The sequence below is a fragment of the Achromobacter sp. FW305-C-30-7 genome, from assembly GCF_058783105.1.
This window is the reverse complement of record NZ_JBYSYI010000007.1, coordinates 20836-45847: the sequence shown is the minus strand read 5'-3', so window position 1 is coordinate 45847 and position 25012 is coordinate 20836. Positions and strand designations below refer to the sequence as shown.

Annotated in this window: 22 protein-coding genes; 9 read left to right on the top strand and 13 right to left on the bottom strand. The window is 67.4% G+C overall.

Features of this window, described 5'->3' with window-relative positions; translation table 11 throughout:
- The first annotated feature begins 128 nt into the window (after nucleotides 1-128).
- Entirely contained in the window at nucleotides 129-626 is a 498-nt protein-coding gene (locus AC3WOB_RS22110; protein WP_492276196.1) for a GNAT family N-acetyltransferase, read from the top strand.
- 48 nt (nucleotides 627-674) lie between these two features.
- Here AC3WOB_RS22110 and AC3WOB_RS22105 read toward each other — a convergent pair whose 3' ends face one another.
- Together AC3WOB_RS22105 and AC3WOB_RS22100 are read right to left on the bottom strand one after the other, a co-directional pair.
- The gene (locus AC3WOB_RS22105) at nucleotides 675-2063 is read right to left on the bottom strand and encodes an amidohydrolase (RefSeq protein ID WP_013394911.1); all 1389 of its coding nucleotides are present in this window, start codon (nucleotides 2061-2063) and stop codon (nucleotides 675-677) included.
- Between the two features lie 144 nt (nucleotides 2064-2207).
- Nucleotides 2208-3701 carry an MFS transporter gene (locus AC3WOB_RS22100; RefSeq protein WP_492276195.1) on the bottom strand — a complete coding sequence of 498 codons (1494 nt, stop codon included), beginning with the start codon at nucleotides 3699-3701 and terminating at the stop codon, nucleotides 2208-2210.
- Nucleotides 3702-3844: 143 nt separating this feature from the next.
- On the opposite strand from AC3WOB_RS22100, the gene AC3WOB_RS22095 reads away from it, so the two are divergent.
- Nucleotides 3845-4474 (top strand): TetR/AcrR family transcriptional regulator, encoded by a 630-nt coding sequence (locus AC3WOB_RS22095; protein ID WP_492276194.1) that lies wholly within the window; start codon nucleotides 3845-3847, stop codon nucleotides 4472-4474.
- A gap of 23 nt (nucleotides 4475-4497) precedes the next feature.
- On the opposite strand, the gene AC3WOB_RS22090 is transcribed toward AC3WOB_RS22095, so the two are convergent.
- From AC3WOB_RS22090 to AC3WOB_RS22075, 4 genes are all read right to left on the bottom strand, one after another.
- Nucleotides 4498-5448, bottom strand: a complete 951-nt coding sequence (locus AC3WOB_RS22090) for a Bug family tripartite tricarboxylate transporter substrate binding protein (protein WP_492276193.1) — start codon at nucleotides 5446-5448, stop codon at nucleotides 4498-4500.
- A 73-nt stretch (nucleotides 5449-5521) separates the two neighbouring features.
- Entirely contained in the window at nucleotides 5522-6790 is a 1269-nt protein-coding gene (locus tag AC3WOB_RS22085) for a carboxylesterase family protein (protein ID WP_492276192.1), read from the bottom strand.
- A gap of 148 nt (nucleotides 6791-6938) precedes the next feature.
- Complete coding sequence (locus AC3WOB_RS22080) at nucleotides 6939-7889, bottom strand: adenosine deaminase (protein WP_492276191.1); 951 nt, start codon at nucleotides 7887-7889, stop codon at nucleotides 6939-6941.
- A 60-nt stretch (nucleotides 7890-7949) separates the two neighbouring features.
- Nucleotides 7950-8885, bottom strand: a complete 936-nt coding sequence (locus AC3WOB_RS22075; protein ID WP_492276190.1) for a LysR family transcriptional regulator — start codon at nucleotides 8883-8885, stop codon at nucleotides 7950-7952.
- Nucleotides 8886-9089: 204 nt separating this feature from the next.
- Here AC3WOB_RS22075 and AC3WOB_RS22070 point away from each other — a divergent pair, with 204 nt between their 5' ends.
- The 6 genes from AC3WOB_RS22070 (at nucleotide 9090) to AC3WOB_RS22045 (ending at nucleotide 14539) form a co-directional block, all read left to right on the top strand.
- Nucleotides 9090-9857: a hypothetical protein gene (locus tag AC3WOB_RS22070; RefSeq protein WP_492276189.1), complete on the top strand. Its 768-nt coding sequence runs from the start codon at nucleotides 9090-9092 to the stop codon at nucleotides 9855-9857.
- 54 nt (nucleotides 9858-9911) lie between these two features.
- Complete coding sequence (locus tag AC3WOB_RS22065; protein ID WP_492276188.1) at nucleotides 9912-11294, top strand: MATE family efflux transporter; 1383 nt, start codon at nucleotides 9912-9914, stop codon at nucleotides 11292-11294.
- Between the two features lie 135 nt (nucleotides 11295-11429).
- Nucleotides 11430-13079: a lytic murein transglycosylase gene (locus tag AC3WOB_RS22060; protein ID WP_492276187.1), complete on the top strand. Its 1650-nt coding sequence runs from the start codon at nucleotides 11430-11432 to the stop codon at nucleotides 13077-13079.
- Nucleotides 13076-13678 (top strand): class I SAM-dependent methyltransferase, encoded by a 603-nt coding sequence (locus tag AC3WOB_RS22055; RefSeq protein ID WP_492276186.1) that lies wholly within the window; start codon nucleotides 13076-13078, stop codon nucleotides 13676-13678. Before AC3WOB_RS22060 ends, AC3WOB_RS22055 begins: the two co-directional genes overlap by 4 nt.
- A 76-nt stretch (nucleotides 13679-13754) precedes the next feature.
- Nucleotides 13755-14357, top strand: coding sequence for a GNAT family N-acetyltransferase (locus AC3WOB_RS22050; RefSeq protein ID WP_492276185.1), 603 nt, complete (start codon nucleotides 13755-13757; stop codon nucleotides 14355-14357).
- Nucleotides 14354-14539: an oxidoreductase-like domain-containing protein gene (locus AC3WOB_RS22045; protein ID WP_013394899.1), complete on the top strand. Its 186-nt coding sequence runs from the start codon at nucleotides 14354-14356 to the stop codon at nucleotides 14537-14539. Before AC3WOB_RS22050 ends, AC3WOB_RS22045 begins: the two co-directional genes overlap by 4 nt.
- Before the next feature lie 34 nt (nucleotides 14540-14573).
- Here AC3WOB_RS22045 and AC3WOB_RS22040 read toward each other — a convergent pair whose 3' ends face one another.
- The 7 genes from AC3WOB_RS22040 to AC3WOB_RS22010 all read right to left on the bottom strand — a co-directional run bounded on the left by AC3WOB_RS22040 (nucleotide 14574) and on the right by AC3WOB_RS22010 (nucleotide 22826).
- Nucleotides 14574-15011, bottom strand: coding sequence for an acetyltransferase (locus AC3WOB_RS22040; RefSeq protein WP_492276184.1), 438 nt, complete (start codon nucleotides 15009-15011; stop codon nucleotides 14574-14576).
- Nucleotides 15012-15076: 65 nt separating this feature from the next.
- Entirely contained in the window at nucleotides 15077-16816 is a 1740-nt protein-coding gene (locus AC3WOB_RS22035) for a M14 family metallopeptidase (protein ID WP_492276183.1), read from the bottom strand.
- Nucleotides 16817-16850: 34 nt separating this feature from the next.
- The gene (locus tag AC3WOB_RS22030) at nucleotides 16851-17720 is read right to left on the bottom strand and encodes an ABC transporter permease (RefSeq protein WP_207469370.1); all 870 of its coding nucleotides are present in this window, start codon (nucleotides 17718-17720) and stop codon (nucleotides 16851-16853) included.
- 5 nt (nucleotides 17721-17725) lie between these two features.
- Nucleotides 17726-18649, bottom strand: coding sequence for an ABC transporter permease (locus tag AC3WOB_RS22025; protein ID WP_013394895.1), 924 nt, complete (start codon nucleotides 18647-18649; stop codon nucleotides 17726-17728).
- A gap of 214 nt (nucleotides 18650-18863) precedes the next feature.
- A complete protein-coding gene (locus AC3WOB_RS22020; protein WP_492276182.1) occupies nucleotides 18864-20396 on the bottom strand; it encodes an ABC transporter substrate-binding protein in 1533 nt (510 codons plus the stop codon).
- 54 nt (nucleotides 20397-20450) lie between these two features.
- Nucleotides 20451-22304, bottom strand: coding sequence for an ABC transporter ATP-binding protein (locus AC3WOB_RS22015; protein ID WP_013394893.1), 1854 nt, complete (start codon nucleotides 22302-22304; stop codon nucleotides 20451-20453).
- Between the two features lie 9 nt (nucleotides 22305-22313).
- Entirely contained in the window at nucleotides 22314-22826 is a 513-nt protein-coding gene (locus tag AC3WOB_RS22010; RefSeq protein ID WP_207469372.1) for a winged helix DNA-binding protein, read from the bottom strand.
- 458 nt (nucleotides 22827-23284) lie between these two features.
- Between AC3WOB_RS22010 and AC3WOB_RS22005 the strand changes: the two genes are divergently transcribed.
- Entirely contained in the window at nucleotides 23285-24991 is a 1707-nt protein-coding gene (locus AC3WOB_RS22005) for a ShlB/FhaC/HecB family hemolysin secretion/activation protein (RefSeq protein WP_013394891.1), read from the top strand.
- Nucleotides 24992-25012 lie beyond the last annotated feature (21 nt).

Sequence of the window (25012 nt, the reverse complement as noted above, 5' to 3'; positions counted from 1 at the left end):
GCTGGGCGACTATGCGATGACGCGGCGCCGGGCTGTCGGCCACTGTAGCCACCGTGCCGGCAGGCGTCAATGCGGAATGGCGACCATGCCCGGCTACACTTTGCGCCTGGATCGACAGGAGTACAGGCATGCATATCCTCCCCGAAGCGCCGGGCGACCGCGACGCGATCTTCGCGCTGACGCAAGCCGCGTTCAAAGACCATCCCCACAGCCAGCAGACCGAGGGCTACATCACCAACGCGCTGCGCGAGGCGGGGGCATTGACGCTGTCGCTGGTGGCTCGGGTGGATGGACGCGTCGCAGGCCACGTCGCCTTCTCTCCGGTGACGGTCAGCGATGGCTCGGCGGACTGGTATGGCCTGGGACCGGTGGCGGTGCTGCCCGAACTGCAAGGCCAGGGCATCGGCGCGGCCTTGGTCCGGGACGGCCTGGAGCGCTTGAAAGCGCTGGGCGCCGCCGGCTGCGTGGTCATGGGGGATCCGGCGTACTACGGGCGATTCGGCTTTGCGCAGATGCCTGGCTTGACCTATCCCGGCGTACCGCCGGAGTACTTCATGGCCCAGGTGTACACGCGCCCGGCGCAAGGCCAGGTCGCGTATCACCCGGGTTTCGAAGCAACGGCCTAGCCGGCGCGGGCGGCGGCGGGCTTGCTTCAAGCGCGCGAGGCGCGCGGATCAGCTGCCTTTCTGCGCCTGCGTCATGTAGTCCACGGTCAGGTTCGACAGCGCGCGCACGCCGTTGATGAGGCCGGACTCATCGACGTAGAAGCGCGGCGAATGGTTGGGCGCGGCCTTCTCGACGTCGGTGCCCTTGGGCGTCACGCCCAGGTAGAAGAACATGCCCGGCACCTTCTCCTGGTAGAAGGAGAAGTCCTCCGATGCGGTGGATTTGGGCTGCAGGCCGTAGTTGCCTTCACCCGCCACGCGCCGCAGCGTGGGACCCATCTGCTCGGTCAGCGCGGGATTGTTGACGGTGGCGTTGTACAGCTCCACCACGCGCACGTCCGCCTTGGCGCCCGCGCTCTGCGCGATCATGTCGGCAGTGCGCGCGATGCGCTGGTGGATGTCCTTCTTCATGCCTTCGTCATAGGTGCGGATGGTGCCTGTCATGGCGACGTTGTCCGGCACGATGTTCATGCGGTTGCCGCCGTGGATCGCGCCCACGGTGATGACGGCCGGCTCCAGCATGCTGTTGATCTGGCGGCTGGGGATGGTCTGCAGGCCCAGGATGATCTGCGAGCTGACCACGATGGGATCGATGCCCGACCAGGGCCGTGCGCCATGGGTTTGCTTGCCGGTGACGTCGATCCAGAACTGGTCGGCGGCGGCCATGGCGGGGCCGCTGCGCCACGACAGTTTGCCCACTGGATACGAACTGGACACATGCAGGCCGAAGATGGCGTCCACTTTGGGATTTTCCAGCACGCCTTCCTGCACCATCATCTTCGCGCCCCAGATCTTCTTGCCGTCCGGCTCGAAGTCGGCGGGGCTTTCCTCGGCGGGCTGGAAGATGAACTTCACGCTGCCGGGGAGCTGGTCCTTCATGCCGGCCAGCACTTCGGCCGTGGCCATCAGGATGGCGGTGTGGGTGTCGTGGCCGCAGGCATGCATCACGTCCACTTCCTTGCCCAGATAGGTACCCTTGGCCTTGGAGGCGAAGGGCAGGTCCACCTGTTCCTTGACGGGCAGCGCGTCCATGTCGGCGCGCAGCGCCACCACCGGGCCGGGCTTGCCGCCCTTGAGCACGGCGACCACGCCGGTGCCGGCCACGCCCGTCTTCACTTCCATGCCCAGCGCGCGCAGGTGGTCGGCGACCAGCTTGGCGGTGCGGTTTTCCTGGTTGCCCAGTTCGGGGTGTTCATGGATGTCGCGGCGCCAGGCGATGAGCTTGTCCTCGATGGCCTTGGCGCGCTGATCGATCTGCGCGGCGAGCGCGGGATTGGGCGCCGGAACCAGCGGTCCTTGGGTGCCGGGCGCGCTTTGCGCGGCGGCCGGGCCGGACATCAGCAGGTGCGCGGCGAGCGCCAGCGGGGCCAGGCGGAACAGGGGTTTGCGGTAAGGCATGTTTTGCTCTCCTCGTGGTTGTTAACCTGTTATTGGACGAGGATCTTACCGAAGCGCAAGAAGGCGGGCGCGTTTGTTACCAACGCTTAAAAACAGGCCGTTTTGATTCCGGCGAATGGAATTCCGCGCGCCGGAATCCGGGGTTCATGCGGTGCGTAGAACGTTCTTCGCGCCGCGCGCGAGGAACAGCAGCAACAGCGCCGCCAGCAGCGATGCCGTGCCTGCGAAAAGCATGGCGGCATGGAAGCCGCCGGCCAGTGCGTCGGCGGCCAATTCCGCCGCGTTGCCAGGTTGGCCGGGCAGCTCATGCAAGGTGATGGCGGCACGCGCCAGGGCTTGCGCGTCGGGCGCGCCCAGCCGCGACAGCGAGCCCGTCAGCGCTTCGATGGCGCGCCCGCTCATCAGCGCGCCCAACAGCGCGATGCCTATCGTCATGCCGGTCTGGCGCAGCGCGTTCATGGTGGCCGAGGCCATGCCGGAGCGTTCGCGCGGCACCGTGGCCATCACGGCCATGCTGGTCGAGGGAACCGCCAGGCCGGTGCCCAGGCCCAGCAGCACCAGCAGGGCGCCGGACACCGCATACGGCGTGTGGGCCTCGAAGCTGGTCATGCCCAGCATGGCCAGGCCGATGAACGCAAAGCCGGCGATCATCAGGCGCGGCAGGCCGAAGCGCAGATTGAGGCGGCCGAATACCAGCGACACCAGCCCGGCCGCGGCAAACTGCGGCGCCAGTTGCCAGCCGGTGGCCAGCGGCGACAGCCCCCGTACGTGTTGCAGGTAGAGCGAGAAGAAGAACAGGCTGCTGTAGGCGGAAAAGCCCAGCACGAAAGACGCGAAGTTGGTGATGGCGAAGCCGGCGTCGCGGAACAGCCCCAGCGGCAGGATGGGCCGCGCGGCGCGGTGCTCGACCCACAGGAAGGCGAGCAGCCCGGCGGCCGCGATGGCGAGCGCAACGGTGGCTTGCGGCGCGGCCCAGCCGTGTTCGCCGGCGGCGATCAGGCCATAGGTCAGCGCGCCCAGCCACAGCACGCTGAGCGCTTGGCCCGCGGGGTCGAAGGCGGCGTGTTCGGGATGGGCGCTTTCCGTGATGCTCCAGGCGCCCAGCGCGATGGCCAGCGCTCCCACCGGCAGGTTGATGAGAAAGATGCTCTGCCAGTTGAAGTGGGCCACCAGCACGCCGCCCAGCATGGGGCCCACGATGAGCGAAATCGCATTGCAGGAAGCCCAGATGCCGATGGCCTGGGCGCGTTCCTTGGGATCGGGGAAGGCCTGGGTCAAGAGCGATAGCGCGCCCGGCACCAGCAGGGCGCCGGCCACGCCCTGCACGGCGCGGCCGATCAGCAGCGCCGTCAGGTTGTCCGCCAGGCCGCACAGGGCGGATCCGGCGGTAAACAGCAGCACGCCCGCCAGCCAGGAGCGCTTGCGGCCGTAGCGGTCGCCCAGCGGCCCCGCGGACAGCATGAAGGCCGACAGGAACAGGGCGTAGGCGTCCACCACCCATTGCAGCCCGGCCATGTCGATGCGCAGGGCCGCCTGCATGGTGGGCAGGGCCACGTTGACGATGCTGATGTCCAGGATGGTGATGAAGCTGCCCAGGTTGACGGCTAGGACCAGGGCGCGGCGGCGTGCGGGATGCATGGCGGGACGCAGAGTAGGGGAAGCGTTATTCTATTCATCGACCGACCGTCGGTCAATTGAAAGAAGAACGATTCTCAAATTTTGGCCCTGTCCCCGCGCCTCCTCTACACTGGCGCCTTGCTACTGAACCGACCCTGAACGATATGCCTGCTCCCGCCGACCCGTCTGCCTTGCCAGGCCCGGACGCCGCTCCCAAACCCCGCACCAAACCGGCCGCCGTGCGGCTGGACGAACTGATGGCGGCCGCGGCAGCGCTTTTCATCCAGAAGGGCGTCGAGGCTGCCACCATCAACGAGATCGTGGAGCGCGCGGGCGTGGCCAAGGGCACGTTCTATCACTACTTCACTTCCAAGAACGACATGCTGGCGGCGCTGCGGGCCAAGTTCTCGCAGGGGTTCCTGGACCATATCGACCGCGAGGTGCAAGCCTGTGCGCCGGACGACGGCGTGGCGCGGCTGCGCGCTTGGACCCGGGCGGGTGTCGAGGCCTACTTCGACGGCTATGAGCTGCATGACGTGGTGTTCCACGACGCCCAGCATCCCGACCGCGGCGTGGCCGAGAAAAGCGCCGTGCTGGAACAGCTGGAAGCCATTCTGGAGGCGGGCGCGCGCGCCGGCTGCTGGCAGCTGGAAGATGCGGCGCTGACCGCCATCGTGCTCTACCACGGCATGCATGGCGCGGTGGACGCCAGTATTGCGCAGGGCCGGCGCGACGCGCAGGCGCTATCCGGCCCCTTGTCGGCGATGTTCCTGCGCACGCTGGGCGCGGGCTGAGGCCCGCCCCTCCGTGATCGCCGCTATTGCAGCTTGATGCCCAATTCCTTGATCAGCGGCCCCATGTCGGCGCGGTCGGCCTCGATGGTCGCGGCCAGTTCCTCGGGCGTGCTGCCGATCGGGATCATGCCCAGGGTTTCCATCTGCGCGCGCATCGCGGGTTCCTTCAGAATGTCCGCCACCGATTTCTGGATCAGCGCGACCCGGTCGTCCGGAATGCCGGCGGGCGCCATCAACCCGATCCACGGTTGCGGCGCATAGCCCTTCAGCCCTGATTCCTCCAGCGTGGGCGTGTCGGGCAGGCCGCCGAAGCGTTGCGGGCTGGTGATCGCCAGGGCGCGCAGCCGGCCGCTGTCGATCAGGCCCTTGGAACTCGAAGGCGCGTCCAGGCCGACGTCGAGCTGGCCGCCGATCAGGTCGTTCTGCGTCTTGCCCGACGAGGACGAGGGCACGTACAGGGCCTTGATGCCGGCGCGCCGCGCCGTCTGTTCCCAGACCAGGTGGAACGCCGTGCCGATGGAGAACGAACCGACGCTCAGGTTGCGCGCCTTGCTTTCGCGCACGAAGTCTTCCCAGGTCTTGAGCGGACTGTCCTTGGGCACGATGAAAATGAAGGGTGTGCGCGCGACCAGCGAGATCGGCTTGAGGTCCTTCTGCGTGTCGAACGGCAGGCTGTCCACGGCGAAAGGCACGATGGTGACGGACGAGGCGACCACCATGCCCAGCGTGTAGCCGTCCGGCGCGGACTTGACCAGCGCGCCGGTGCTGATGATGCCGGAGGCGCCGGGCTTGTTCTCCACTACCACCGGCTGGCCCCAGGCGGCGCCGAGCTTGCTGGCCAGCACGCGCAGCATGACGTCGACAGGACCGCCAGGCGGATTGGAGACGATGATCTTGACGGGTTTGTCGGGATAGGCGGCGGTGGCCGCCAGCGGCGTCAGCAGCGCCAGCGCCAGCACGGTTTGCTTGAACATGGAATTCCCCTTGTTTTGATGTGTTTGAGGCGCGGGCCGAGTGCGCCCGCGCCGATGCGCGTGCGGTCCGCGCTCAGGCCAGGATCTGCATATGCGGCGCCGCCGGCCAGCCGGGGCCGTCGCCGCGGATGAAGGCGATCCATGCCTGCTGCGTGGCCTGGGCCAGTTGCCGCGCCTGCGCAGGCGGCAGTCCGGCCAGCATGGGCGCGCCGGCGTATGCCGGCAGCGTGTCGAAGACGAAGGGCAGCTCGATGCAATGGCAGGCGCCGAAGTTCGCCGTGGGCGCCACGTCAAAGCGCGCCAGCCAGGCCTGGCGGCCCTGGGCAGCGGCGTCGCGCGCCCACTGGCGCGATGGCGCGCCGAATACCTCGTCGCCCAGTTGCTGGTCGGACGCATCCCTGCCATTGCCGGGAAAGGCGGCCATTTCGTCGCGGGTATAGCAGACCAGCACGTCGGCGCGGGACGCGGCCTGCTCGAGCGCGGGCGCGATGTCTTGCGGCAGCACCTGGCCGTCCAGCACCGGGGCGAACTGGCTGCGGCTGCTGCCCTCGGCGCGCAGGACTTCGGCCACGGCGGGCGCCTGCTGCGCCGCCAGCAATGCCGTCACGGGCAGTTCGCGCGCGGCCTCCAGGGAGTCGGCGCCCGCGGCCCGCAGGAAGGCTTGCCCCAGCGCGTCGGCTTGCTTCGCGCTGCGAAAGCCCCGGCCCAGCGCCGCGCTTTGCAGTATGGCGCGGGAGAAGCGCGGCTTGCGCGCCAGCATGGCGCAGATCGAGGACGCGCCCGCCGATTGGCCCATGACCGTAAGCCGTTCGGGATCGCCGCCCAGGTCCTGGATGTTGTCCAGCACCCAGGCTATGGCGGCTTCCTGATCCAGCAGGCCCGCGTTGGCAGTCTGGCCAGGCACATACAGCCAGCCCAGCGCGGCCAGCCTGTAGTTGACCGCGACCACCACCAGGTCGCCGCGCAGCGCCAGATTCGCGCCGTCGTACCAGTCCAGCGCGCCGCCGCCGCTTTGCCAGGCGCCGCCGTGCAGCCACACGACCACCGGCCGCCGTTTGCCGTCGGCGGCCGGCGTCCACACGGTCAGGTGCAGGCAGTCTTCGGATTGTTCGGCGTTGAAGTCTCCCATGGCGCCGCGCAGGCGCGAGGGCAATTGCGGCGCGACCGGTCCCGGTCGGGTGGCGTCGAGTTTGCCGTTCCATGCGGCGGGTTGCGGCGGCGCGAAGCGCAGGCGGCCGATTGGCGCCTGCGCATAGGGAATGGCGCTGTAGCGGCAAACGCCGCCTTGCTGCACGCCGGTCAGCGTGCCTGCCTGCAGCGCCGCCTCTACCAACTGACTCATATCCTGCCCCCTGTGTATTGGTCCATGGCCCGGCCGCGGCAGGCGCCGCGGCGGTCGGACTATGGTAGGGAGGAATGAGCCGCGCCAGGCATGCAGGTTTCGAACATTGCCATGCGCAATCCGCATGGCTGGGCTGGGGGCGCGCTTGCTACTTGAGGATGCGCGCGTCCAGGCTGTTGTCCGCCAGGGCCTGGGCCTGGGCGCGTGACATGCCCAGATGGTCGTACAGCGCGTGGAAGTTCTCGTTGACGTAGCCGCCGAAATACGCGGGATCGTCGGAGTTGACGGTGACCTTTACGCCCGCGTCCAGCAGCGACAGGATGTTGTGCTCGCGCATGTGTTCGAACACGCGCAGCCGGGTGTTGGACAGCGGACAGACGGTCAGCGGAATTTGCTCGTCGATCAGGCGCGCGATCAGCGCCGGGTCTTCGGCGGCGCGCACGCCGTGGTCGATGCGCAGCACTTTCAGCAGGTCCAGCGCTTCCCAGATGTATTCGGGCGGCCCTTCCTCGCCCGCGTGGGCGACGCCGGGCAATCCTTCGGCGCGGGCGCGCTCGAACACGCGCTGGAACAGGCGCGGCGGAAAGCCCATTTCACTGCTGTCCAGGCCGACCGCGATGAAGGCGTCGCGGTGGGGCAGGGCGGCTTCCAGCGTGCGCATGGCCTGCTCTTCGGGCAGGTGGCGCAGAAAGCTCAGGATCAGCCCGCTGCTCACGCCCAGTTGCTTGCGGCCGTCTTCCAGCGCCTGGCTGATGCCGCCCAACACCACTTCGAAGGGCACGCCGCGGTCGGTGTGGGTCTGCGGATCGAAGAACGGTTCGGTGTGCACCACGTTCTGCTCGCGGCACTTGAGCAGATAGGCCCAGGTCAGGTCGTAGAAATCCTGCTCGGTGCGCAGCACGTCCGCGCCGCGGTAATAGAGGTCCAGGAATTCCTGGAGATTGCCGTAGTCGTAGGCCGCGCGCAGGGACTCGATGTCCGGCCACGGCAGCGCCACGCCGTTGCGCTGCGCCAGCCGGAACAGCAGCTCGGGTTCGAGCGAACCTTCCAGGTGCAGGTGCAGTTCCGCCTTGGGCAGTGCGTTGAGCCAGTCGTACATGGGTGCTCCGATCAAAAAAAGTGTTGCCTGTCCAGGATAACGCGCAATGCGCTTGCAGGCTCAGGCCGTGAGCGCGATGGCGTCGGCCTGGATGGCGAGCTGGAGTTGGGCGGCGAAGGCGCGCGCCTGCCGCGTGCTGGGGCGGTCGCGGCGCCAGATGGCTGCCAGCGGCGACTTGCGCAGGACAGGCCTGTCCGGCAGGACCACCAGTTCGCCGCGCGCCTGCCGGATGGCGGCCACGCTGCCGGGCAGCATCCACAGGTACAGGCCGTCCAGCAGCATTTCGCGGCCGAATTCCAGCGACAGGGCGCCGATCATATCCGGAATTTCCAGGCCGGCCTGGCGCAGCGACATTTCCAGTTCGCCGCGGATGCGGCTGCCGGGCAGGGCGGTGATCCAGGGGTAGGCCACGTAATCGGCCAGCGTGGCGCCGGGCAGCAGGGTCAAGGGGTGATGCGTGGCGCAGGCTAGCACCACCGAATCTTCCAGCAGCGTGGTGGAGCGGTAGATATGCGGATTGACGGTGGACGAGAAGCGGCTGATCAGTACGTCCAGCGCGCCCGCGTCCAGGTCTTCGATCAGCCGTTCATGCGTGCCGATCTCGATAGTGAGCGTGATGCGCGGATAGGCCTGGCGGTAGGCGCGCGCGGCCTCGGCCACCGGCCAGCCCGCGAACATCGAAAAACAGCCTACCGTCAGGCTGCCCTCGTCGCCGCGCGAGACCGCGGCGAGGTCGATCTCGGCCTTGCGGAAATCGGTGAGCAGCAGGCGGGCGTGGCGGCACATGGTTTCGCCCAGCGGCGTGCAGGTGGTGCCTTTGGCGGTGCGCTCGAACAGCCGCGCGCCGACCAGCTCCTCGATTTCGGCGATGGCGCGCGACAGGCCGGACTGCGTGCTGTGCAACTGGGCGGCTGCCTTGGACAGGTTGCCCAATTCGGCGACGGTCAGCACGATTTCCAGGTGCCGGATGCGGAGCTTGCCTCGGAACGGTGTCATGGCGCGGGTCGGGAGGGAGATGCCGATTATTCTCCCGCGCTGCGCGCTTGGCAACGCCGGCCGGGATTCGGCCGGCCGGGATTCGGCCGGCCAGGATTCGGATATAGTTCGCGCCAGGCCGATCATCGCAGGCGCGGCGCGGGTCGCGCGGCCGGCAGAAGAATAGGGACAGCCATGAATGCAGCGGTATGCGGAGCGCGGGGGATGGGCAGGCTCGCCCTGTTGGCGCTGGCCGCGCTGATGCTGAGCGGCTGCGGCGCTTCCAAGGTCGACGGCGTGGCCGTGACCTGGCCGCCCTTCCGGGACGGCACGCTTGCGTCCTTGCCTGCCGATGCGGCGCAATGCCCCGATCTGGCCGCCACTTACCGGGCGCAAGGCGAGTTCGTCTCGGGCGATCGCGAGGCCGGCGCGTTGCTGGACCTGCGCAATTTCCTGAGGTACCCGTTGGACCTGCCGGGCATGGACGACAATCCGTTGCCGGAATGGCGCTCCGGACCCGAGGCCACGGTGGCCTTCACGGCCGCCGCGGACGGATGGCAGGTGCTGGCGCTGGACGGACAGGGCGCGCGCTCGTCCGGCCATCTGGCGCAGCTGAATGGCGCGCAGGATCCCGCCGCCTTGCCTGGCGCGGCCCGGCCTAGCGCGGCCCGGCCTAGCGCGGCCCGGCCTAGCGCGGCCCGGCCTAGCGCGGCCCGGCCTAGCGCGGCCCGGCCTAGCGCGGCCCGGCCGTCCCGGCCTGACGGCATCCGGCGTGTCAGCGGCTGCAGCCAGGGCCGGCTGTGGCTCAGCGTGCGGCATGACTGGCGCCAGTACGAGTCCATGGGCGTGCGGCGCCACGTGGCGCTGTTGCGGCCCGAGAGGGGCGGCCTGCTGCTGACGGTACAGCGGGAGTCCGACAGCATCGGCCTCTTGCCCTGGTATTCGAACGAAGGCAGCGTGTACCAGTACTGGTTCGCGCCCGTGGGGCGCTGAACGCGCGACCTTCCTGTTTCCCGCGGCCTGGGCCGCAGTTGATCTGATTGCCTCATGAGTTCCGCAAATCCTTCCGCCGCCGCCGACCCGCGCGCCCGCTTCATTTCCGGGCCGATGGGCCCGCATGTGCTGGAAATGGTCCTGACTGGCTGGGCCAGCATGCTGGCCGTGTTCGCGGTGGAGTTCCTGTCGCTGCTATACCTGGGCACGCTCAAGGACGAGGCGGTGCTGGGCGCGGTGGGCTTCGGATCGATGACGCAGTTCACCATCATCTCGATCTGCATCGGCGTGGCCGTGGGCGGCACGGCCCTGGTGTCGCGCGCGCTGGGGGCGGGGGATGCGCCGCGCGCCCGGGCGTTGGGCGGCGCTTCGCTGGTCCTGATGACCGCGGCCGCGCTCGTGTCCGGCGCGTTGTTCCTGGCCGTGATCGGCCCCTACACGGCGGCCATCGACCTGGCAGAGGACGTGCGCGCGCATCTGCTGTCCTACGTGCTCATCACGACCCCGTTCGCGGTCGTGATGGGCGTGGGCATGATGCTGTCCAACCTGCTGCGCGCCGCAGGCCATGGCCGCCAGTCCATGTGGGTGCTGTTGGCGGGGACGGCGACGGTCGCGGCGCTGGACCCGCTGGTCATCTTCGTGCTGGACGGCGGCATGGTGGGAGTGGCCTGGGCCGGCGGCATGGGCCGCCTGGTCACGGTGGCGCTCGGCGCCTGGCTGGTCTTCCGCAAGCACCGGCTGGTTGCCTGGCCCACAGGCGCCGCGTTGCGCGCGCACCTGGGCGCGATAGGGCGGATCGCCTTGCCGGCCGCGCTGACCACGCTGGCCACGCCCGCGGCGGTCATCTTCACCCTGTCCACCTATGCGGGCTTCGGCTCCAGCGTGATGGCGGGCGCGACGGTGGTGGACCGGGTGCTGCAACTGGCTTATGCGCTGTTCTTCGTGTTGCCGGGTGCCATCGGGCCTATTCTTGGACAGAACCTGGGCGCCGGGCAATGGGACCGCGTACAGGAGACGGCGCGCCTGACTACGCGCTGGTCCTTGATGTACGGATTTGGCGTGGCCGTTGTGCTGGCCCTGTTGGCGCCCTGGATGCCCGACCTGTTCCAGGTGACCGGGCCGGGGCGCGACCTGATCGTCTTCTTCTGCCGCTACGGCAGTTTTGCCTGGGCGCTCAACAGCCTGTATTTCGTTGCCATCGCGGTGTTCAACAACCTGGGCTATGCCACGTACTCCACCGTCATCGGCTGGCTGCGCGCCACCGTGGGCACCTTGCCCTTCGTCTGGCTGGGCGCGCATTACGGCGGCCCGGAAGGCGTGCTGGCGGGGCAGACGGCGGGCTTCGCCTTGTTCAGCCTGATCGCGATGCTGCTGTGCCGGCGCGTGCTGCGCGCGCCGCCCGCGAACAGCGCGGTGGGCGTGAGGCAAGCCGCCTAGGGACGGCGCGAAGCTGCTTTCAGGCTGGCTTGGCTTGTGCGCGCGGCCCTGCAAGCGGATTGGTCTTGCGATGCGTTCGATTTTGACGGCCGGTCGCGGTACGATCCCGGCTGACTTCGATTTTTCAGGATAGCCATGCGTCAGCGTTCCGTACGCCTTCGAATCGACTCCTTCTCCCGCGTGCTGCTGGCCGCGGCTTTTACCGCCGCTGCTGCCGGCGCCGCGCAGGCGCAGGGGCCCGCTTCCGCCACCGGTTCGCGCGCCCAGCCCGCAGTGCCGGTTCAGACCCTGCCTGCCCTGACGCCCAAGCGCAGCTTCGACGATGCGCCAGCGCCTGCCAGCAATGCGCCGGCGGCTTCGGTTGACGACCGGGCCGGCCAGGCGTTGCCTCCCAGGTCGGCCGCGCCTGCGCCGGCAACCTTGCCTGCGCCCGCAACCTTGCCCGCGCCCACGGCGGCCCCGGCAGCGGCCGCTCCGGCGGCGACCGCTGCTCCCGCCGCCACCGCTGCGCCGGCTGCTACCGCCGCTCCGGCAGCGCCGGCCGCCACCGCCGCGCCCGCTCCCACGGTCATCATTCCGACCGAACTCGACACCAAGGCTTGCATCGCCAAGCTGCGCAAGGGCGCCACGGTCAACGGCCTGACCGTGGCGGACTGGGACAAGTACACCGCCAACGCCAAGCTGCTGCCCACCACGGTCGCATCCGCCAAGGGCCAGCCCGAAGGGCGCGAAGCCTGGTGGGATTACATCGCCAAGACCGTGGACGAAGAGCGCGTGCGCGACGGCCTCGCGGTGCTTGCCAAATACGGTCCGCAGTTGTCGGCCATCAGCCAGCAGTATCAGGTCGACCCGGCGACGCTGGTCGCCATCTTCGGCATCGAAACCAACTACGGCCGCCAGGTCGGCAAGACCAATGTGCTGGACGCCTGGCTGACGCGCGCCTGCACCGAGAACAAGCAGTTGTGGGAAAAGAACGCCTACGCCTCGGTGCGCCTGCTGCGTGATGGCGTGGTGCCGGCGGATAATTTCATCGGCTCCTGGAGCGGCGCCTTCGGCATGACGCAGTTCATCCCGACCTCGTTCTATGAACTGGCCGCCGACGGCGACGGCAACGGCAAGATCGACCTGTACAACTCGTTGCCCGATGCGCTGGCCTCCACCGCCAACCACCTGCGCAAGCGCCGCGCCAAATGGACCCACAATCTGCCAGCCGTGATTGAAGTGCGCGTGCCGGCCGAGCTGGCCGCCGCCATCCCGGCCTCGCCCGACGCGGAATACGTGGGCTCGCAGGACCGCCGCACGATTGCCCAGTGGGCCCAGGCCGGCCTGAAGCAGGGCAACGGCTCGGCGCTGAAGCTGCCCTCGGGCAACGAAGAGCAGGCCTATCTGTTCGCGCCCACCGGCTCCGCCGGCCCGGTGTTCCTGGCCACCGTGAACTTCGACGCCATCCTGCATTACAACCAGTCGCGCCGCTATGGCCTGGCGGTGTCGATGCTGCTCAACCGCCTGCAAGGCGGTCCGGACCTGGTCGCGGCCTGGCCCACGGACGATCCGGGGCTGTCGCGCGCGCAGATCAAGGAACTGCAGGAGATGCTCTATGGCCTGGGCCATGACGTAGGCGTGGCCGATGGCATCCCGGGCAGCAAGACCCGCGATGCCGTGCGCGAAGAACAGGTCAAGCGCAAGCTGCCCGAGGACGGGCGCGTGGGCAAGCGCATCTACGATGCGATCAAGGCCACCTGGCCGCCCGCGGCGATCCAGGCCCGCCCGGCGGCCCAACAATGACAGGAGCTTCCGGCACGCAGGGCTATGGCGAAAACGCCGCAGCCCTGGCAGACCAGTACGAGAGCATTGCGTTCGCGGACGTGCACCGCGACGTGGCGCACCTGATCCCCTCGGCGCCGTCGCGCATCGCCGACATAGGCGCTGGGTCAGGGCGCGACGCCGCCGCGCTGGCGCGGATGGGCCATGCGGTGGTTGCGGCCGAACCCACGCCCGAACTCCGCCAGGAGGGTCAGCGCCGTCACGCGCTGCCCAACCTGGAGTGGGTCGACGACGCTCTGCCCGAACTGGCCCTCTTGCGGCGCCAGGGCCGGGTATTCGACGTGATCATGCTGACGGCCGTGTGGATGCATCTGGACGCCGATGAACGCAGGTTGGGCATGCAGGCGCTGGCCGCGCTGCTGGCGCCGCAAGGCCAGATCCTGATGTCGCTGCGGCACGGTCCGGTGCCGCAAGGACGCCGCATGTTCGACGTGTCCGCGCAGGAAACGATCGCGCTGGCAGCCGGCCACGGCCTGTCTTCGCACCATCTCAGTTCACGCGAAGACATGCTGGACCGCGCCGACGTGCGCTGGAGTTTCCTCGGCCTGCGCCGCGACTGAAGCCGAATCCCGGTTCGGCCTCGGTCCGCGGGATTCGTCCATTGGACGATGGGCCGGCGGGCCGGCCGCCGGTATCATGTCCGGCATCCTGTTCCTTCCGCCCGCCATGCCTGCCGCGCTACTCCCCGATACCTTCCAGACCGCCAGGCTGCATGCCCTGCGCATGGATGACACGCATATTTCCTTCATTGCCGCCATGCATGCGGACGAGCGCCTCATGGCGACCATGGGCGGCACCCGGACGGAGTCGGCCAGCCGCCGCTATCTATTGCAGAACGTCGAGCATTGGGCCGAGCAAGGCTTCGGGATGTATGTGCTGACTGACCGCGCCAGCGGCCTGCTGGCGGGGCGGGCAGGCCTGAAGCGTACCCAGTCGCGGGGCCGCGACGAGGTCGAGGTGGCCTATGCTTTCCTGCCTGCGAGCTGGGGCAAGGGATACGCCACGGAAATCGCCCAGGCGCTGCTGTCGCTGGGGTTCAAGCGGCTGTCGGTGGACGCGCTGGCCGCCGTGGCGTTGGAAGAGAACGCCGCGTCCTGCCGGGTGCTGGAAAAATGCGGCATGCGCCAGATCGGCGGCGCGGGCGGCGCCGGCAAGCGCCACTATGAAATCCGCCGCGCCGAATGGCCGCTGCCGGCCGCGGACGCTGCACCCGGCATCGGCGCTAAGATTCGGGTATGAGCACCAAGCAGATCCCCGTCGACGACCCGCAGCCCGTTCCACCCGAAGCGCCCGCGCCCGAAGAGTGTTGCAACAGCGGCTGCATACCCTGCGTCTATGACACCTATAACGAAGCCATGGACGACTACCGGGAAGCGCTGAAAGCCTGGCGGGCCAGGCATCCGGAGCAATCCAAGGGCTAGGCGCCTGTCAGGGGGGACGGGCGCCAACAGGGCCTCAGCCCGCCAGCTTCAGGTGGATGATGGGGCGGGGGCGGCCCGAGTCGTCCTGCGCCGAACGGCCCACGTCCTCGAAACCGTAGTGCTTGTAAAAGCCATGGGCCTGGGGGTTCTGCTCGTTCACGTCCACCAGCAGGGTGCCGTGCAGCGAACGCGCGAAATTCAGCAGGCGCCGGCCTGCTCCCTTGCCGCGCTTGTTGGCGTCCACGAACAGCATTTCGACCTTGTTGCCGTTCAGGCCCATGAAGCCGGCGACTTCGCCGGCATCGTCCTCACAGACCCAGACCCGTACCGAAGGCAGGTGGGTGTTGAGCACCTGCGGGTACATGGCCTGGATTTCCTTTTCCGTCAGGAACGTGTGGGTGGCGCGTACCGAACGGAGCCAGATGTCCACCAGGGCCAGGTCATCGCCGTGGTTGCGTTCTCGGATATTCATTTTTCTAATGGTTTTACAGGTCGGGTGCCGGCGTGGTCCTTGGCCTGCGCCGGGCTTTTTTGCCGCTAGAGCCCTGCGCGGTAGAGCTCGGTCGCCGCCAGGACGGTTTCCATTTGCACAGTATGCGCGAAAACGAATCGGTCGCCGTAGACGGTTTCATCCGGAAACTCCGAAATCAGCGCCATGGGCAGGTCTTCGCGGTCGCTTTCGCTGATCTGCACCGGGATGCCGTTCAGCACATCGAATCCGGTTTCGAGCGCGTGCGCCTGGAATAGTTCAAGCTGCCGGGCATTGAACTCGACCAGGCCGGGGACGTTGCGGGCCAGCCTGGCGGTCACGCCTTCGATCAGGCGGCGGGCGCGATCGCCCCAGCCCGGATGATGGCGCAGCACCAGGAAGAAGCCCTTGGGGATGGTCCACAGCTCGAAGTGGCGCGGCAGATAGCCGGACAGCGGCCGGGTCCATTCATGGGCGGGATAGCCGTGCAGGTTGATGTGCAACTGCGCGCCGCTGATGGCGTGCGCCTGGTGGCGGCCTTCGCGCTCGAAGAACGGCGCGCGTTCGCGATAGGCGATGTCATCGCCCAGCGCGCTGTAGCGCGAGGCATGCAGCATATGGCGCGGGTGGTGCTCGCGCAGGCGGTTGAACAGCGCGTAGCCGTCCGGATTTTCAGAGGCGATCAGGGCGAAATGGGCATCGCCGCGCTCGGCCAGCGTTTGCGCCGCGCGCAGGGCGCCGACCACGCCGGAGGTTTCATTGGCGTGCTGCGCGCCCGAGATGAAGACGGCGGGACCGGGGCCGCGCAGATAAGTGCCCAGCACCGGGCGGCCCTGGCGCGAGACGGCCTGGAAGGCGTCGCCGCCGAACGCGGCCATGCAGCCGGCGATCTGCCCGGCGGACAGCGGTTCGCGGAGCTGGGCCAGCGGCGCATCGAGCGCGGCGGGAGCGACGGGCGTCAAAGCCCCGAAATGTTCCAGCGAGATCTGCACGCGCGCCGCGCCGTCGTGGCGGCGGATGTCGGGAATGATCTGCCCGGGTTGCAGCCCGCGGTCGCCGGACGGGCGGCCGGAATGCTTCTGGAAGTGTTCCAGCAGCGAGAAATAGATGTCTTCGTGCAGCGCCTCGAAGGTGCTGACGATTTCCTCGTCCACCGGCAGGGCGAAGTCGATGCCCGGCAGGTCCACGCGGATTTCCAGGCGTTCGAAATAGGGCTCGTGCGCACCCCAGGCATGGTTGCGCACCGTGTCCACGATGGCGCGGAATGCCTGCTGGTACTCGGTGGCCTGGGCGGCATCGGTCTGCAGCGCGCCTTCGGCGTCGCGCACCCGCAGCCAACCGGTGGGCGAGAGCTCCGGCGTGCCGTCCTGGGCGTAGCCGATCTGGTTGGGCGCATAGACGCGCGTATCGATCTTGCGGCCGTCAACGTAGCTCAGGCTGACGTCGTAATGCAGGTCGTCCGCGCCGGGCTGCATGGCGACGTCCACGCCGTCCAGCAGCGCGATCAGCGGATAGGCTTCCAGCGTGAAGCGCTTGGCCTGGGCTTGTTCGTGCAGCGGATAGCGCACCACGACGGACGCCAGCCCTGCGCGCTCGACCTCTTCCAGGAAGTAGTGCAGCAGCGGCTTGTAGGCGCTGCGAAAGCGCGCCGTGACGCCGGCCTGCGCCAGGCGCTCCTGCGCCGCGCGGCGCGCCTCCACGCCTTCGAACAGCCAGCCTTCCACGACCGCGCCGCGCCAGGCCGGCGCCATGTAGGCGTGGGTCCAGGCGTCCAGCGTGCGGTCGAATGTTTTTTCCAGCAAAGACATACTCGATATTCCTTTCAGGCGGACCGGGGCGGCTTCAGACCTTGCCGGTCGGGTCCAGGCGGTCGCGCAGCCAGTCGCCCAGCAGGTTCAGGCCCAGTACCGTCAGCATGATGGCCAGGCCCGGGAAGACGCTGACCCACCAGGCCGTCTGCATGTAGGTGCGGCCGTCGGCAAGCATACCGCCCCAGCTCGGGATCATGGGATCCACGCCCAGGCCCAGGAAGGTCAGGCTGCTTTCCAGCAGGATGTTGTTGGCGACGTTCAGGGTCATCAGGATGACCAGCGGGCCCAGCAGGTTAGGCACGATGTGATGGCGGATCATGGCCAGGTCGCGCACGCCGAAGGCGCGGGCGGCCAGCACGAATTCGCGCTCGCGCAGGGCCAGGACCTGGGCGCGCACCAGGCGCGCGTATTGCACCCACTGCGACACGATCATGAAGAAGATGACGTTGAACAGGCCGCCGCCCAGGATGGCGATGAAGGTGATGGCCACCAGGATGAACGGCAGCGCCAGCTGCACGTCGGCAAAGCGCATCACGATCATGTCCCAGAAGCCGCGGTAGTAGCCGGCGATCAGGCCCATGACGATGCCCAGCAGCGCGCCGCCGACGACCGAGACGAAGCCCACCGTCAGCGAGATCTTGCCGCCGACGATGACGCGCGCCAGCACGTCGCGGCCCAGCGGATCGGTGCCGAAGGGATGGGCCGCCGAAGCGAAGGGCGCGGTCAGGCGGGCGGCCAGGTCCATGGCTTCGCCGCCATCGGGGAACAGCCAGCCGGAAGTCAGTACCAGCAGGATCATGGTGCCGGTCAGCACGGCGCCCAGCACGAATTCCAGCGAGCGGTAGCGGCTGCGGGGCTTGGCCGCCTTGGGGGCGGCGGCGGTGGGGGTAGTAGTCTGCATAAGGCTCAGCGCGTGCGGATGCGGGGGTCGACGATGCCGTAGGCGATGTCGACGATCAGGTTGACCAGGACGATGACGGTGGCCAGCACGGTGACCGTGCCTTGCAACACCGGGTAGTCGCGGCCGGAGATGGCATCGAACGCCAGCGTGCCCAGGCCGGGCCAGTTGAAGACCATTTCAATCACGACGATGCCGCCGATCAAGCCGCCGAACTGCAAGCCCAAGTAGGTGATGAGCGGAATCGCGCAGTTGCGCAGCGCGTGCTTGTACAGCACCACGCGTTCCTTCAGACCTTTGCTGCGCGCCACCATGATGTATTGCGCCGACAGCGTTTCCAGCATGGTGGTGCGCACCAGGCGGATATTGGTGGCGCTGAGGATGATGGCCATCGTCAGCGACGGCAGCACCAGGCTGGCGGGACCGCTCCAGCCGGACGGCGGCAATAGCGGGAAGGTGATCGACAGCAGCAGCACCAGCATCAGCGCCAGCCAGAAGTTCGGGAAGGACAACCCCACCAGCGACAGGATGCGGATCGCCTGGTCGGTGGCCTTGCCGCGCTTGATCGCGGCCTGGATGCCCAGCGGCAACGAGATCAGGATCGAGGCCAGCAGCGAGGTGAACGCCAGCATCAGCGTGGCGGGCAGGGCGTCGCCAATCAGCTTGGCGACCGAGGTGCCGCCCATGAAGCTGCGGCCGAAATCGCCATGCAGCAGTCCCTGCATATAAGACAGGTATTGCTCGTGGAAGGGGCGGTTCAAGCCCAGCGCCTGGCGGATATTGGCCAGGTCCTGCTCGGTGACGCTGCCCGAGCCCTGGCTGAGCATCAGCGCAGGGTCGCCGGTCAGGCGCACGGCATAGGAGACGAGCAGTGTCACGGCCACGATCACGAAGACGGCCTGCAACACGCGTTTGATGAGAAATCCGGTCATAAATCACCGCCCCGGCTTGCGCCGGGACGGGTCGGTGGGGTTAATGCGTCAAGGCAGCGCCAAAAGTACTCGTCGGCAGCTACTTTTTCAGTTGTTCATGGCGCCATCGCACCACTTTCAACCGGTCTTGCCCCAGCGGGATGCCACGGATCCGGGCTCTGCCGGTCCGTAGGCATGCCCCCCAGGGGGGGAAGCGCGCAGCGCTTCGGGGGGGCTACTCTACAGCGGCGTTCAGGAAGCGGAAGCGGATGTCGCCCGGAACTTCCAGATCCTTCACGCGCTTGTTCACCCCGACGATCGTATTCAAGCTGTACAGCGGCAGTTCCAGCGCCTGGTCGGCCACGTAGCCGGCGATCTCCTGCAGCATGGCTTCGCGCTTCTTCACGTCGTAGACCGTGCGCTGCGCTTCCAGCATGCCGTTGAGCTTGGCGTCGTTGTCGTACGGGTTCCACTTCTGGCCCGTGTGGTACATCAGGTAGGCCGTGTTGTCGTAGTCGTAGGTCCAGCCGCCCCACTGGTTCTGCCACATCTCGCCGGTCTTGCCGCCGGGGATGATGTCGTTGAGCAGCACGCCGGTTTCATACGGCTTGATCGTGGCGCGCACACCCACGCCTTGCAGGTAGCCCGACACGGCCTGGGCCACTTCGCGGAAGTTCGAATCGCTGCCGCGCACGTCGATCTGCACGGTGGCGCCCGGCTTCACGCCGGCGGCGGCCAGCAGCTTCTTGGCTTCGGCGGGGTTGAAGGGCAGGGGCTTTTGCTCGGGGTTGTAGCCGAACGACTGCGGGCCCTGGAAGCTGGCGATGGTCTTGGCCTGGCCCAGCAGCAGCTGCTTGACGATGGCGTCGCGGTCCACGGCCATGATCAGCGCGCGGCGCACGTCGCGGTTCTGCGTGATGCCGTTCTTGGTGTTGTAGCGCAGGGCAAAGGCAACCGGGCCGCCCGTGGAGATGACGTCGGCGTTGCCGGACTTCTTCACGGTTTCGATCAGGCCCAGCGGGATCAGGGTGGCGATGTCGATGCGGCCGGCCTGCAGTTCGGCCACCTGGGTGCCGGGCTCGCCGATGAAGCGGTAGACCACCTTGTCCAGCTTGGGCTTGCCGCCCCAGTAGTCGTCGTTGCGCGCCAGCGTCACGTTGACCTTGGGCTGGTAGCTTTCGAACTTGAACGGGCCGGTGCCGACTGGGTTGATGTTGAAGTTGTCCTCGCCCTTTTCCTTGATGTACTTGGGCGGCACGATCATGGCGCCGTAGCCGGCCAGCTTGGTGAGCAGGACGGGATCGGGCTGCTTCAGGATGAAGTCCACGGTGTACTCGTCCACCACCTTGATCTCGCCGATCGAGTCGTAGTTGGCTTTTTGCGGGCCCTTGGCGCCTTCCGCGCCCAACAGGCGCTCGAAGGTGAACTTCACGGCCTCGGCGTTGAAGGGTTCGCCGTTGTGGAACTTGACGCCTTCGCGCAGCTTGAAGCGCAGGCGCTTGTTGTCGTCCAGGTATTCCCAGCTGGTGGCCAGGCCCGGCTGCAGCTTCAGGTCGGCGCCGCGCATGGTCAGGCCGTCATACAGGTTGCTGCCCACCGAACCCCAGAAGGTCACGAAGGTATCGATCGGATCCCAGCTGCCCGGGTCCTGGTTGATGGCGACATTGAGCGTGCCGGCGGCATGCGCGGTCGAGAAGACGGCGGGCAGCGCGCCGCCCAGCGCCAAAGCCAGGGCGGTGGCGGTGTAGGTTTTGCGTAGGGAGAGCATGTTCAACTCCAGGGACGGGAAGTCGGGTCGGCCGACGTGGAAAGAGGATGCGGCTCAAGCCGCGCGGGCCACCTGGTGGCCGGGCGCGAATTCAACCAGGGGAATGATGGCGGGCTCGTCGCCGACGCGCCGTACCGGGCTGGGGATCTCGCCTTCGATCAGCGAGGTGTCGATGTGGCGGCCGGGCTCGGCCACGGGTACGGCGGCCAGCAGCTTGCGCGTGTACGCGTGCTGCGGCGATTCGAAAATCTGGCGGCGGGTGCCCAGTTCGACGATCTGGCCCAGATACAGGACCGCAACGCGGTGGCTGACCTTTTCCACCACCGCCATGTCGTGCGTGATGAACAGATAGGACAGGCCGCGGTCCTTCTGCAGGTCCATCAGCAGGTTCAGGATCTGCGCCTGGATCGACACGTCCAGCGCCGACACGGATTCGTCGGCGATGATCAGCTTTGGGTTGCTGGCCAGCGCGCGCGCGATGCATACGCGCTGGCGCTGGCCGCCCGAGAATTCATGCGGATAGCGCTTGGCGTGTTCCGGTTTCAGGCCGACCTGTTCCAGCAGTTCGCCGATGCGGCGGGCGATGGCGTCCTCGCCGCTCAGCAGGCCGTGCGTGCGGATCGGCTCGGCGATGCTGAAGGCCACCGTCTTGCGCGGATCCAGCGAAGCGTAGGGATCCTGGAAGATGTACTGGATCTCCTGGCGCAGGCGCTGGCGGCCGGCGCTGTCCATCGAGAAAATGTCCTGGCCGTTGTAGCGCACGGCGCCCGAGGTCGGCGCCACCAGTTGCTGCAGGGTCTTGCCGATGGTGGACTTGCCGCTGCCGGATTCGCCCACCAGCGCCAGCGTTTCACCGGGGTAGACGTCGAAGCTCACTTCTTCCACAGCGTGCACGCGATGCGTGACGCGGCCGAAGAAATTGTGGCCCACGTCGAAGCGGGTGGTCAGCTTTTCCACGCGCAGCACCGGTTCGTCGTAGCGCGCCGTGTCCTGTTCGCGGGTTTCGCCGACTTCGCGCAGCGTGTCGCCTTCCAGCACAGTCTGTGGCGTGCGCAGCGGCAGGTCGCGGCCCGTCAGGCTGCCCAGGCGCGGCACCGCCGCCAGCAGCGCGCGGGTGTAGGGATGCTTGGGTGCGTTGAATATTTCGTCCACCGTGCCTTGCTCGACCTTCTTGCCGCGCAGCATCACCACCACGTCGTCGGCCATTTCCGCCACCACGCCCATGTCGTGCGTGATGAAGATCACGGCGGTGCCCAGATCGCGCTGCAGTTCGCGGATGGTGTTCAGGATCTGCGCCTGGATGGTGACGTCCAGCGCCGTGGTCGGCTCGTCGGCGATCAGCAGGCGCGGCTGGCACGACAGCGCCATCGCGATCATCACGCGCTGACGCATGCCGCCCGATAGCTGGTGCGGATAGCGGTCCAGCATCTGCTCGGCGTCGGGCAGGCGCACCTTTTCCAGCAGCTTGCATGCGGACTGGCGCGCGGCCGAGCGCGACAGCTGCTGGTGCAGCATGATGGCCTCGACGATCTGGTCGCCGATGGTGAAGACCGGGTTCAGCGAGGTCATCGGCTCCTGGAAGATCATCGCGATGTCGTTGCCGCGGATGGCGCGCATGTCTTCGTCGGAGGCCGCGGTCAGGTCGATTTCGCGGTCGGCGCTGTCGCGGAACAGGATCTGGCCCGTGGCGATGCGGCCGCTGGTGTAGTCGGTCAGGCGCATGATGGCCATGGACGTGACCGACTTGCCCGAGCCGGATTCGCCGACGATGGCCAGCGTCCGGCCGGGGCGCACCTCGAAATCCAGGTTGTCGACGGCGCGGAACACGCCGTTTTCGGTATTGAAGTCGACCGACACGCCGCGCACGGACAACAGCGGGGCGGAAGTGGATGCAGAAATGCTAGACAACGTGGATTCTCACAGCGAGGTGGCGGCGCGGGCAGCCTGGTCGTACAGGCCCGAAAGGGCGCGCAGGGTGTTGGCCAGCTGATGGCTGGCTTCGTCCGCGGCGGGGGAGTCGATGAAGGGTTTGACGAGGCACTGCTCGCGCACTTCGGCGTAGCGCTGGATCGCAGCTGCGCCAGCGTCGGTCGCCGTGTAGATCACTTCCTTACCGGTCTTGGCGCCTTGCACCACGCCCAGGCGCTCCAGCTTCTTGAGCGAATAGTTCACCAGGTGGGTGTCTTCGACATTGAGCGTGAAGCAGATGTCCGCCAGTTTCTTGCCCCGGCCGCGATGGAATACGTGGTTCAGCACCAGGATGTCCAGCGAGGTCAGTTCGGGCAGTCCCGCACAGGCCATGCAGCGCACCATCCAGCGGTTGAACGCATGCGAGGCGATGATCAGGCCGAATTCGACTTCGGAAAGCTCGGGAGCTGAAGAGGCCAGGTGGGAGGAGGAAACAATGGCGTCCCGGACGGATACAGGCATGGGCTGGCAGGGGAAGGGGACGGATCGGCGATAAAACGTTGGCGAATTATTGACGATTTGTGGATGTGGCCGTATCCGGGATAACCCGTGTGCAACCGGTATGAACAAGGTGGGCCGCAGGCTTTCGGACGCCCCTTATTTATCCGCTCCAGATGCTCGAATAAAAAGGCTGGCACCAAAAAAGCAGCTGCTGGCGGCGCGGCCGAGCTGTTAGCGTTTTGTTTCATATCAAATCACGCTTGGTCCAATCGTGATAGTTCCGCACCCCGGAACTATGGCATTCATGCCCCAATTAATCAGTCTTTATCTCCTAATTTCATTTAAGTGCTTTGATAGTAGCCTGTATACAATCAGATATTTATTGTCATTAATTGTGCGTTAAGGCAAACTTGGCAAACATTTGGTTTCATACATAGACAACAAGGAGCGCCGCGCACGTCCGCAGGCGCCGTACCGGCATGAATCACTACTGGCGCCTGCGCATGGCCGCGGGCACATTGGCGGCTGGCTTTTTTGCCGCCGGTTCCGGCGCTCAGCCGCTGCCCGAGGCAGCCCTGCGCGCCACCGAGATCGAACGTCGTCAAGAGCAGGAACTGGGGGCGCAGCGCGCCCGCGCGGCCGAACGGCCAGACGTGTTGTCGCCCGCCGGGCCGGCTGCCGGCGGCTTGGTCCTGCCGGTCGAAACGCCTTGCTTCGCCCTGAAGGAAGTCGTCTGGGACGGAGCGCAGCCTGCCGAATCGCTGGCGCGCGCAGCCGATGCCGTGATTGGCCATTGCGTGGGCGGCCTGGGACTGCGGGCCTTGCAGGAACATCTGATCGGCCTGTTGATCGATCGCGGACTCGTCACCGCGCGGGTGGTCGTGCCGGAACAATCGCTGGCTGCGGGCACGCTGACGCTGCGCTACCTGCCGGGCCGCATCTCCGCCGTCAAGGGCGAGGGCGCCATAGGCTGGTGGCGCACGGCCTTGCCCACCGGGCCGGGCGGCGAAGTGAACCAGCGCGACCTGGACCAGGCGCTGGAGAACATCCGCAGGTTGGGCAGCCAGGCCGACGCGGCCATTGACGTCGCTCCCGGACCGGAGCTGGGTGATTCCGACATCCTTATCCGTCCCGGCACCGGCAAGCGCTGGCATGGATACATCGGCGGCGACAACGCCGGTATGGACGCTATCGGCAAGTACCAGGTCAACGCCGGCCTGACCCTGGACTCGCCCTTGTTTCTGTACGACCAGTTGTCGGTGTCATGGAACAGCAATGCGCGCTGGCGCGACGCGGAGTCGAACACGCGCGCGGCTTCCCTGAACTACAGCGTTCCCTTCGGCTACTGGACCTTCTTTGCCGGGGCCAGCAAATCGACCTACCGGCAGACCGTGGCCGGCTTCGATGAACCCATCATCTACGGCGGCACCACCAAGCAGGTGCAGGCGGGCGTCTCGGTGGTGCCGTATCGCGGCGCCACTTACAAGGGCACCTCATCGCTGACCCTGCTGCGCAAGCGCACCACCAGCACGCTCAACGATGTGGACATCGAAGTGCAGCGGCGCGACGTCACCGGCTACGAGTTCAACCTGGGGCATCGCCACTATTTGGGCCGCGCCGCGTTGGACATCGGCGGGGGCGTGCGCGGCACGCTCGCCGGGCTGTCCGACCGGCCCGGCTATGTCTATGGCGATCCGGACTGGAACGGGCGCAGCACCATCGTTTCGGCCAACGCCGGCCTGCATCTGCCGTTCGAGCTGGCGGAGCAGCCCTGGGCCTACCAATTGAACTGGCAGATCCAGCACGCCAAGACGCCCATCGTGCCGTCCGACTACTTCACCATCGGCAACCGCTATGCGGTGCGGGGTTTCGACGGCCAGATGACGCTGGCCGCCGAGGACGGCTGGACCTTGCGCAACGACTTGTCGCTGAGCCTGGACAAGCTGCTGCGCGTGCCTGGCCACCAGTTGTACACGGGTCTGGACGTGGGCCGGGTGGGCGGTCCGTCGGCGGCGTCGCTGTCTGGCCGCACGCTGGTCGGCGCCGTGGCCGGGCTGCGCGGACGGATCGCCATGCCCTATGTCAATGCCAGCTATGACCTGTCCGCCGGCTGGCCGCTGAAAAAGCCTGAATCCCTGAAAACCGCCTCGACCGTGTTCGCGGCGGTGCTGATGTTCGAGTTCTGACCTGGCGGCCGCGTGCCGCCT